This is a genomic window from Rhizobium sp. FG113 (assembly GCF_057809895.1).
In genome coordinates this window covers 1217945-1228955 of the sequence record NZ_JBMDKV010000001.1, presented here as the reverse complement: position 1 = coordinate 1228955, position 11011 = coordinate 1217945, and the positions used below count along the sequence as shown (strand labels likewise).

At 59.6% G+C, this 11011-nt stretch carries 10 protein-coding genes; all 10 read left to right on the top strand.

What is annotated here, in order from left to right:
• Nucleotides 1–35: 35 nt before the first annotated feature.
• The 10 genes from ACODTZ_RS05440 to ACODTZ_RS05395 all read left to right on the top strand — a co-directional run bounded on the left by ACODTZ_RS05440 (nt 36) and on the right by ACODTZ_RS05395 (nt 10945).
• Nucleotides 36–1073, top strand: coding sequence for a BMP family lipoprotein (locus tag ACODTZ_RS05440; protein ID WP_489024314.1), 1038 nt, complete (start codon nt 36–38; stop codon nt 1071–1073).
• Nucleotides 1074–1145: 72 nt separating this feature from the next.
• Nucleotides 1146–2765 (top strand): ABC transporter ATP-binding protein, encoded by a 1620-nt coding sequence (locus tag ACODTZ_RS05435; protein ID WP_489024312.1) that lies wholly within the window; start codon nt 1146–1148, stop codon nt 2763–2765.
• Nucleotides 2766–2770: 5 nt separating this feature from the next.
• Nucleotides 2771–3865 carry an ABC transporter permease gene (locus ACODTZ_RS05430; protein ID WP_489024311.1) on the top strand — a complete coding sequence of 365 codons (1095 nt, stop codon included), beginning with the start codon at nt 2771–2773 and terminating at the stop codon, nt 3863–3865.
• A gap of 1 nt (nt 3866) precedes the next feature.
• Nucleotides 3867–4787 (top strand): ABC transporter permease, encoded by a 921-nt coding sequence (locus ACODTZ_RS05425; protein WP_047511308.1) that lies wholly within the window; start codon nt 3867–3869, stop codon nt 4785–4787.
• Nucleotides 4788–4839: 52 nt separating this feature from the next.
• A complete protein-coding gene (locus ACODTZ_RS05420) occupies nt 4840–5766 on the top strand; it encodes an NAD-dependent epimerase/dehydratase family protein (protein ID WP_489024309.1) in 927 nt (308 codons plus the stop codon).
• A gap of 11 nt (nt 5767–5777) precedes the next feature.
• Nucleotides 5778–6761, top strand: a complete 984-nt coding sequence (locus ACODTZ_RS05415) for a nucleoside hydrolase (RefSeq protein WP_489024307.1) — start codon at nt 5778–5780, stop codon at nt 6759–6761.
• A gap of 35 nt (nt 6762–6796) precedes the next feature.
• Complete coding sequence (locus ACODTZ_RS05410) at nt 6797–8086, top strand: styrene monooxygenase/indole monooxygenase family protein (RefSeq protein WP_489024305.1); 1290 nt, start codon at nt 6797–6799, stop codon at nt 8084–8086.
• 5 nt (nt 8087–8091) lie between these two features.
• Nucleotides 8092–8625, top strand: a complete 534-nt coding sequence (locus ACODTZ_RS05405) for a flavin reductase (protein ID WP_489024304.1) — start codon at nt 8092–8094, stop codon at nt 8623–8625.
• On the top strand, nt 8626–10038 hold the full coding sequence (gene hydA / locus ACODTZ_RS05400; RefSeq protein WP_489024302.1) for a dihydropyrimidinase: 1413 nt from the start codon (nt 8626–8628) through the stop codon (nt 10036–10038).
• Between the two features lie 7 nt (nt 10039–10045).
• Entirely contained in the window at nt 10046–10945 is a 900-nt protein-coding gene (locus tag ACODTZ_RS05395; protein WP_489024300.1) for a ribokinase, read from the top strand.
• The last annotated feature ends 66 nt before the right edge of the window (nt 10946–11011 follow it).

Below are 11011 nucleotides of genomic sequence, written 5' to 3'. Positions count from 1 at the left end.
ACCTGCAAGTTTTCATATCAAACTGGGGATCAATCATGAGAATCTTCAAGACTGCAATCCTGTGCGCCGCTCTATCGCTCGGTGTCCTGACGACAATCGCAGAGGCCGCAACCCGCGTCGCCTTCGTGACGGCCGAAGGCGGCTTGGGCGATCACTCCTTCAACGACATGATCAACGAAGGCCTGAAGAAGGCGAAGTCTGATCTTGGCATCGAATTCGTCGTCATCCAGCCGCGCGCTGTCTCGGACATGCAATCGTCGCTGATCCGGGCCGCCGGCCAGAAGTTCGATCTCGTTCTCGGCGCTTCGTTCGACATGATCGAGCCAATGAAGGCGGCAGCAGCGGCGTTTCCTGATCAGAAGTTCGGGATCATCGATGTCGGCTCCGATCCGATTGCCCCGAATGTCGTCGGCGCCGTCGCGAAGGATTGGGAAGGCTCGTTCATCGTCGGCATCGCCGCTGCCATGACATCGAAGACCGGAACGATCGGCTTCGTCGGCGGCAGGGACATTCCCGTCATCCATCGCTTCTTCAACGGCTATTACTACGGCGCCAAGATGGCGAAGCCCGACATCAACGTGCTCGAGCGCTACTCGGGTTCCTTCACCGACCCAGCCGCCGGCAAGGAATATACGCTGGCGCTGGTCAGCGCGAAGTCGGATGTCAATTTCGCGGTTGCCAACCTGACGGGGGCCGGTGTCATCGACGCGGCCAAGAGCACCAAGACATTCGCCATCGGCGTCGACTCCAACCAGAACGGCAGGGCGCCGGGCACGGTCCTGACCTCAATGGTGAAGCGCGTCGATGTGCTTGCCTATGACATCGTCAAGTCGGTGACCGACGGCAGCTTCAAGGGCGGCGTCAACAAGCAGTACGGCCTGAAGGAGGGCGGTGTCGAAGCTTCGATGGACGACAACAACAAGGGTCTGATCTCCGAAGCAACGCTGAAGACGATGGACGAGCTTAAGGCGAAGGTGATCTCCGGCGAGATCGTCGTGCCGAACTATATCGACCTCGATCCGTCCGCAAAGCAGATGGGTACCCCGCCGATGGACCGTCCGTCGGAAAAGTAAAGCCTCCCAGAATGCCTGGGGTGTCGCTGTGGTGCCCCAGGCATGAAAGACATTAGCCAGAGGAGAGGCGTCATGTCGCAAGCCCATTCGGAAAACAGTCCAGAGGCCAATAAGGCCAATAACCAAATCCTGGTCATTGAAGGCGTTACCAAGACCTTCGGAGAACTCGTCGCCATCGAGAATGCCTCCATGACCATACGCAAGGGCGAGATCCATGCCCTGGTCGGCGAAAACGGCGCCGGCAAGTCGACGCTGATGAATATTCTCTACGGTATTCACGCGCGAGACAGCGGCGAAATTCGCCTTCGCGGCCGCAATGTCCAGTTTTCTGGCCCGGCCGAGGCCATCCGCGCCGGCGTCGGCATGGTCCATCAACATTTCAAGCTGTCTCCGTCGTTCACCGTCGCGGAGAATATCATCCTCGGCTCGGAGCCCATGAAAGGGGCGGGCAGGGTGGACTTCGCCAGAGCGGAGGCCGAGACCCGTGAACTCAGCCGTCGGTTCGATCTTGAGCTCGATCCGCAGGCGATCGTCGCCAAGCTGCCCGTCGGTCTCAGGCAGCGCGTCGAAATCCTGAAAGCCCTCTATCGCAGCGCCGAAATTCTTATCCTCGACGAGCCAACTGCGGTGCTGACGCCGAATGAGACGCGCGAGCTTTTCAATACCATGCGCTCACTGGCGGCCAGCGGCTGCAGCATCATTTTCATCAGCCATAAGCTCAGGGAAGTCCTGGCCGTCTCTGATCGAATTTCGGTCATGCGCCGCGGCCGGATCATGCGCACGTTCGACAACAAGAATGTCACGGCACAAGATATTGCCAACGAAATGGTCGGCCGCTCGGTGTTGCTGCGAGTCGACAAGTCGGCGGCCCGAGACGTCGGCAAGCCGATACTTGAAGTCGAAAATCTCGTTGCCTTCGGCGATCGCGGAGAAAGAGCGGTCGATGATCTCTCGCTTACCGTGCGAGCCGGCGAAATCGTCGGGGTGGCCGGTGTCCAGGGCAATGGCCAGGACGAACTGGTCGAATGCATCGCGGGCCTTCGCTCACCAGCCTCCGGGATGATCGCGATCGATGAGGTGGCGGCGTCGGCAGACCCTCGCAAGGCTCGCGAAGCCGGTCTTGCCTACATTCCGGTCGATCGCGGCGGTCTTGGCCTGTCGCTTGAAAGTCCGCTTTGGGAGAACCTGACCATCGGCCATCTGCCGGCGGTTTCGAACGGTCCCTTCTTGTCGCAGCGCCGCGCGCAGGAGCGCGCTCAAAAGCTGATCCAGACCTATGATGTGCGCGGTGGCGGCATGTTCGCCACGGCGGGTTCGCTTTCGGGCGGTAATCAGCAAAAGATCCAGATCGCCCGCGAGCTGAGCCGCGAGGCTCGGCTCATCATTGCCGAGCAACCGTCGCAAGGTGTCGATATCGGAGCGATTGAATCCATTCACAAAGTGCTGGTCTCCATGCGCAACGCCGGCAAGGCTGTCCTTGTCGTCTCCGCCGATCTCGATGAGGTAATCGCGCTCTCCGACCGCATCGTCGTCATGTATCGCGGCCGGATCGTTGCTGATCTCTCGAGTGACCAGACCAGCTACGAGGAAATTGGTCGGTACATGGGCGGTCTTCATGAAGACGCGCATGCAGACACCGCCTCGACGGGCTCGGGAACGAGCACGCAGGCCGTACAGACAAACGACGGGTGAGCGACATGGAAAATCAAAAGAGCCTGATAAAAAAGCTGGCGTTGCCATTAATCGCCCCCGTGGTCGCGGTCGTCATAGCCTTCGTGGTGGGCGCAATCCTGATCGCCTTGCTCGGACGCAATCCTGTCGAGGTCTACTGGACGCTGCTCGAAGGGGGGCTGTCGGGTTGGCCGAACCTTTCGGTTACCCTGCAGATGACGACGCCGTTGTTGTTCACCGGGCTGTCGGTCGCAATCGCGTTCCGCGCCGGGCTCTGGAATATCGGTGCCGAGGGGCAAATGCTGATTGGCGCGCTGTTTGCCGGTGTGGCGGGCTATGCATTGGTTGGTCTTCCGACCATTATTCACCTGCCGCTCTGCATCCTGCTCGGCTTTCTGGGTGGCCTGCTCTGGGCCTCGATTCCGGCGTTGCTGCGCGTTTATCTCGGTGTCAACGAACTCGTCGTTTGCCTGATGCTTAACCCGATTGCTTTGCTTCTGACGGGCTACGTCTCGACGAAAGCCCTGAAGGCGCCTGGCCCGACAAACAAGCTACCTGATATCGCGCAGACGGCCTATCTTCCGTCGTTCTCCATATATTCACAGCTCAATGCGGGGATCATTCTGGGCCTTGCGATCTGCATCGTCTTCCTTGTTTTCAACGCGACGACGGTGCGCGGCTTCATCTGGAAGCTGATTGGCCTCAATCCCCGTTTTGCCCATTATGGTGGCATCGACGTCAAGGCGAATGCGCTCTGGGTGATGATGATAAGCGGCGGTGTGGCTGGGCTTGCTGGCGTCGAGCAGGTGCTTGGTCAGTATCACTCCTTTTACGACAATTTTTCGCCGGGCTTCGGCTTCGACGGGATCGCGGTTGCCATGCTCGCCAACTCCAATCCGCTCGGTGTGATCGCCGCCTCCTTCCTGTTCGGAACGTTGAACGGTGGAAGCGCCGTACTGCAGATGACCACGGGCCTCAGCAAGTATTTCGTTCAGGTCCTTCAGTTCATCGTGGTTCTTGTCCTCGCTGCGAAATTTACGTGGCGGCGCAGGCCTGCCGTTATCAAGCAAAAAGCCGCCGCGACACCCGCGGAGCCGAAACCTGCCACTCAGGAGGTCTGACATGATCGAAGAACTTGCCTTCTCCGCCCTTCGCATTTCCGCACCGCTCGTGCTGGCAGCCCTTGGTGGTCTGCTGACGTTCCAGGCGGGTATTCTCAACATCGCGCTTGATGGTTTCATGATCATAGCCGCCTTTGCCGCCGTGGCCTTCGCCTATGCGACCGGCAGCCTAACGATCGGCATCCTCGCCGCGGTCATCTGCTCCATGCTTCTGGCGGCCCTTCTGGTCACCTTCAACCTCCGGTTCAGGGCGCATATTTTCATCGCCGGCATCGCCGTAACCTTTATCGCCTACGGCCTGACGGCTTTGCTTCTGGAAGGTATCTTTGGCCAGGACGGCATGTTTACCTCCAACGAAATCCCGACCTTTCCGTCGATCGACATTCCTGTTGTCAAGGATATCCCGTTCATTGGGCCTATCGTCAGCGGTCACACGCTGCTGGTCTATGTCGCCTATCTTGCGATCCCGGTTGTCTATTGGGTTCTCTACAGGACGCGCTGGGGCTTGCGTGTCCGTGTTGTCGGCGAGGCAGAAGCTGCCGCCGCCGCCGCCGGTGTCAATGTCGACCGCATCAAGATCGAGACCATGCTTGCTTCGGGCTTCTTCTGCGGGCTTGCCGGCGCCTATCTTTCGCTTGGCTATGTGTCGCTATTCGCCAAGCAGATGACCAATGACCGTGGTCTGATTGCGATCGCCGCGATCATCTTTGCCAAGGGAAATCCCTTTGCGACGGCGGTTGTCGCGCTGCTTTTCGGTCTGGCTTCGGCCCTCTCGATCAGGCTGCCGGAGGTAACGGGTGTCGCCCCGCAGCTGTTGCAGCTGATCCCCTATGTCGTCACTGTTATTGCATTGATCATCGTCGGCATCCGCAGCGCCCGGACGAGGAACAAGCATGGTAGCTGGAATTTCGACATCACGTGACCGGCACACAGTCCGCGTCCGCTTGGAACCGGCATATTGGGAGTAGCATGCAATGCGTAATTCGATCCTCGTAACGGGCGCCAACGGTCTGATCGGTTATGAAATCGTGAAAAGGCTCGCGAGTGCCGGACGTAAGGTCATCGCCGTGGATCGAACGGTGTCCGATGTCGCAACCCTAACCGAAAATGCCTACGCACTGGAAATCGGTGACCAGCACAGGCTCCATGAACTCGCTGCACGCTTCGGGGTCGACGCCATCGTTCATTGCGGCGGTGTCTCTGGCCCGATGCTTGGTCGTGACAATCCAGCCGCTTTGTTCAACACCAATATTGGTGGCACGATCGACGTTGCGGAGGTCGCGCGCCAGCGTACCGCGCTGGGACACCCTTGCCGGCTGTTGTTCTGCTCGTCGCTCACTGTTTATGGAAACCAGCCACAGGACGATATCAAGGAGAGCAACCCACTGCTGACGCGGCAGTGCTACGCCTCCAGCAAGGTGGCGGGCGAGGCGGTGGTGCTCTCCTATGTCGAGGAGCACGCCCTTGATGCGATCGTGTTGCGCATTGCGGGCGTCTATGGGCCTCGGCGCAGGACGGCTTGTGTGCTGCGGCTGATGATTGACAATGCACTCGAAGGAAAGACGACGCACCTACCCTATGGCCAGGGCTTTCCGCGGCAGTGGGTGCATGTCGACGACATCGCCAGCGGCCTGATCCTGGCACTCGACGTCGAAGCGCCCTCGGAGCGCATCTTCAACCTCAGCGGCGGCATCAATCCGCCGATCGATGAGGCTGCCGACATCATTCGCGCAGCAATCCCCGGTGCCGACATCCGTCTCGATGAAGGTGCCGATCCGGAAGACATTACCCTCGGCCTGCTCAGCATCGATGCCGCTCGGCGGGTGCTCGGATACGAGCCGGCGGTGACACTCAAAGACGGGATACACCGTCTGATACAATTCATAAAAAACGATAGGTGAAGGAGACTCTCATGGAAAAAATCATTCTGGATTGCGATCCTGGACACGACGATGCCATCGCCATTCTGCTGGCGGCGGCCAATCCGGCGATAGACCTGCTTGGGATAACGACGGTGTCCGGCAACCACAATGTCGACAACACGACACGCAATGCACTGTCCACCTGTACTGCCTACGGGATCAAGGTGCCTGTCGCCAAGGGCTCGCGCGGTCCGATCGTCGCCGAGCAGGTTTTGGCCATCGAGATCCACGGCGAAACGGGTCTCGACGGCCCGGAACTGCCGCCGGCTTCCTTCGACCTCGACAAGCGCCACGCCGTCGACTTCATCATCGATACCGTGATGGAGCACGAACCCCAGACCGTCACACTCGTGCCGGTGGGCCCCTGGACAAATATCGCACTCGCCGTCCGCAAGGAGCCGCGCATCGTCGAGCGCGTGAAACGTGTGGTCGGGATGGGAGGATCCTATACGCGCGGCAACATCACGCCAGTGGCGGAGTTCAACATCTATGCCGACGCCGAAGCCGCCGATGTCGTATTCCGCGCCAATTGGGATGTGACCATGGTCGGGCTCGATCTGACGCAGACCCAGGCACTGGCCACTCCGGAGCTCCAGGACAGGGTGCGCGCGATCGACGGGTCGATCAGCAAGTTCATCCTGGACATCTGGGCTTTCATCGCGACGACGCATGGCGACCTCCTGCAGATTGCCTATCCCGCTATCCATGACGCAGTCTGTGTCGCTGCCTTGATCGATCCCACTGTCCTTTCGACCGAAAAGGCCGATATTCGTGTGGAAACCGCCGGGCGCTGGACCCGAGGGATGACCGTGTGCAACTTCGAAAAAATGGGCGGCATGCATCATTTCGGGGGAACGGCCGCGGAGCAGGTCGATTTCCGCCACAATGTCGCGATGACGCTCGACCATCCGAAGTTCTGCGACATGATCGTCGACTCCGTCGAGCGGCTGAGCCGGAACAAAAACTCAAGCTGAACCGGCCAATAAGGCCGCAACAAGGGGAACTAAGAATGAAAAAGATCGCGATCATTGGCTCCGGGCAGGCGGGTTGCATCCTGGCCTATGCGCTTGTGAAGCAGGGCTATGACGTTACGCTCTACTCCGACAAGACGCCGGACCAATGGCTGTATCATTCAGCGCCGACCGGAACCGCCTGCCTTTATGCCGAGGTTATCGACATCGAGCGAGAACTCGGCATGGATTTCTGGTCTGATGGCATGTTCCCGGCGGAAGGGGTGCTGCTCGAGAGTGCCCGATTCCCGAGCGACCCCCAGGCCACCGTCATGAAAGGCCGGATCGAATACGGCCGCAGCGGCGGTGCGATAGACCAGCGCATGCGGATTCATCGCTGGCTTGAGGATTTCGAAGGCATCGGCGGCAGGCTGGTGATCGAAAGCGTTACGCCCGAACGCGCCGACAAGATCGCGCTCGAAAGCGACCTCACGGTTCTGGCTGCCGGCAAGGCGGATCTTGGCAGGCTTATTCCGCGTGATCCATACCGAAGCGTCTACGATCGTCCGCAGCGCAATTTGGCGATGACGATCGTGCGCAGCAAGTCCGGCCGTCATGTACGCGAGTGGTTTTCCGAACGTACGCCTTACAGCTCGACGAAATTCGACTTCTTCGCCGATTCCGGTGAGTATTTCTGGGTTCCCTACAACCACAAGACCTCGGGCCCGACCTACGGCATTCTCTTTGAAGCGCGCGAGGGAAGCCGCATGGACCGCTTTGGCGGCAGCACCTCGGGGCAGGAAGTAACCGAACATGCGCGCAACATCATCCGCGAGTTCGCGCCGTGGGAACACGACATGGTCGATGACATCGAATATGTCGATGAGGATCCGCATGGCTGGCTGGTTGGGCGGTTCCCGCCGACCGTGCGCAAGGCCTTCGGAAGGTTGCCCTCCGGCGGTCTGATTATGCCGGTGGGCGACACAGCCATCACCTTCGACCCGATCTGCGGCCAGGGCGGGAACTTCGCCAGCCGCAGCGCCAAATATCTCGCGCAGGAAATCGCGCGCCACGGCGACGCCGCTTTCGACGAAATCTGGATGACCGAGGTCAATCTCGGCATGTGGGAAAAATATGGTCGCGGAGGCTGCGATCTCACCCGGATCTTTCTTGAGCCTGCGTCGGAGGCAACGCAGATTGTGCTGGATACGGCCAGGGCCGACGAGCGGGCGGCCGACGCGTATTATTATGGCTTCCCGCATCCGGAAAGCATCGTGCCGGCCCTTACCGATATTAACGTCGCAAAGGCATTTGCCGCCCGCCACGGCATCACGCAGCCGGGATACTGACGTCCATGCCCAGATCCGGCAATTTCACCGAGCTCCAGGAGGACGTTACCGTATCCATGCAGGCGTTCCGGGATGGCATGTGCCGTCTCGGCGCTGCCGTGAACGTCATCACCTCCGACGGGCCCGCGGGGCGCCTTGGCTTTACGGCAACCGCTGTCTGCAGCATCAGCGATACGCCGCCGTCACTTCTGGTCTGCATGAACCGCCGCAGCCTGCAAAACGGCCCGCTGAAGCAAAACGGCGTCTTTTGCGTCAATACGCTCTCGGCCGGTCAGCAGGAGCTGTCTGGCGTGTTCTCAGGCGTAGGCAAGCTGGAAATGGATGATCGTTTCAACCACGGCCGCTGGGCAATTCTCGAAACCGGCGCGCCTGTTCTTCTAGACGCGATTGTGTCTTTCGACTGCCGGATCGTCCAGGCTCTCGAGGTAAACACCCACACCATCATGATTGCCGAGGTTCTGGCAGTCAAAAACAGCTCGCAGGTGACCAGCCTGATCTACCTGAACCGCCAATATCACGAACTGCATCCGGAGGCCTGAATGGAACCGAAATTCGATCTTGTCATCCGTGGCGGAACCGTTGTCACGGCGGCCGACACATTTTGCAGCGACATAGGGGTTGCGGACGGCAAGATCGTCGCACTCGCCCGGGGGCTGCCGAAGGGCATTCAAGAGATCGATGCAACGGGTCTGCTGGTGCTGCCCGGTGGTATCGATAGTCATGTTCATCTCGACCAGTACCAAGGCGAGGGAATTGTCATGGCGGATGGCTTTGAGACGGGAAGCCGCAGCGCTGCGGCTGGCGGCAATACCTGCATCGTTCCTTATGCCTTACAGCGAAAGGGTCAATCGCTGCGCGAAGCCGTGGCGGACTATCACGCCAAGGCAGATGGCAATTCGCTGCTCGACTACGGCTTTCATCTGATCATCAGCGATCCAACGCCCGCCGTGCTCGGCCAGGAACTCCCGGCGCTGATCGCCGACGGCTACACGTCGGTGAAGATTTTCATGACCTATGACGATCTGGTGCTGAAGGATCGTGAAATCCTCGAAGTGTTGAGCATCGCCCGACAGTACGGCGCAATGGTGATGATCCACGCCGAAGGTTACGACCAGATCAAGTTTCTTACCGACAAGCTGGAGCAGGCGGGCAAGACCGCGCCCTACTATCATGCCGAATCCCGACCGCAAGTGGTGGAGAGGGAGGCAACCCATCGGGCAATCGCGCACGCCGAACTGGTCGATGTCCCGGTCATGATCGTTCACGTCTCGGGGGAAGAGGCGATGGCGCAGATTGAGTGGGCCAGGTCCAGGGGCATCAAGGTCTACGCGGAAACCTGCCCACAATATCTGGTGCTTACGGCCGATCATCTGAAGGGTCTCAACATGGACCATTCCGGCGCGAAATACGTCTGCTCGCCGCCGCCGCGCGATCACGCATCGCAAGAGGCGATCTGGCGCGGCATCGTCAACGGCACCTTTCAGACCTTCTCTTCCGACCACTGCCCTTTTCGTTACGAGGACGCCGAAGGCAAATCAAATCCGAAGGGGCGCACATCATTCCGCTGGCTGCCGAACGGCATTCCAGGCGTGGCTGCCCGCATGCCGATCCTTTTTTCCGAAGGCGTCGGGAAGGAGCGGATCTCGCTTCAACGCTTCGTTGAACTGACTTCGACCAATCACGCCAAGCTATTCGGCATGTATCCGGCAAAGGGCACGATCGCGATCGGCTCGGATGCCGACATCACGCTCTGGGACGCGGATAGGAAGGTGACCATGACGCAATCCCTCATGCATCACGGCAGTGACTACACGCCCTATGAAGGTATCGAGGTGACGGGCTGGCCGGTGACGACAATCTTGCGCGGCAAGGTGATTTTCGACGATGGGCAAGCGGTGGTCGAGAAAGGTTTCGGCCAGTTTCTCTCGCGCGACATCGCCGGCCGGCTCTAGGTGACTCATGATCGTCGTTCTGGGTTCAATCAATCTCGACATCCGGTTTGAAGTGGAAAGCCTGCCTCAAGCTGGCGAAACGCTCCATGCACATGGGAGGTCTCATTTCGGTGGGGGCAAGGGCGCAAACCAGGCGCTCGCGGCAAGGCGCGCCGGCGCCGACGCCGTCTTGTTTGGCGCTGTTGGCGATGACCAGCACGCGGAGATCGCCCTCCAGGAATTGGTCGAAAGCGGTGTCTCGATTTCTGATGTTGCCATTGTTCAGGAGGACACCGGTTCTGCGAACATCTACGTCGATTGGCAAGGTGAGAACTGTATTGTCGTGGCGGCCGGTGCCAACGGGCTCGTAGATATCGACATGGCTGCCACTGCGGTCGCCAGAGCGCAAAAGGGTTTACTCGTCCTTCAGCAGGAAGTTCCATTTGAAACGAACAAGGCGGCCCTGGAGCTTGCAAGACTTCACGACGTCAGGACGGTCCTTAACGTTTCACCCTTCGATGCAACATCCGCAAATCTGTCGCGGCTCGCGGATGTCGTCATCGCAAACCAGCATGAATGGGCAAGGTTGAGCAACGGCGAGGAAGACCCAGAGGCACTGCGCGCATGGAGCCGTCGAAATAACCAGATACTTGTCGTCACAAAAGGCGCGGCAGGCGTGGCCGTCTCCGCACCTGAGGAATATTTCGAAGTCGCAGCTACTGGAATTCAGCCGCTCGATACCGTAGGCGCCGGCGATACGTTCTGTGGGTATTTCGCGGCAGAACTTGATCGAGGTGGTTCCTTGCGGGAGGCCGCGGAAATCGCAGTCGTTGCAGCCAGCATGGCGTGTCTGCAGGCTGGCGCGCAGCCCTCCATTCCGCGCAGGCCCGACGTGTTGCGCGCGCTGGCCGAACGTCAACGCTCCTGATCCAAAGCGCCTGCTCTGCGCGGATATCTCCGGCGCCAAGGTATTTGTCGCTCGCTCCGTTGGCGG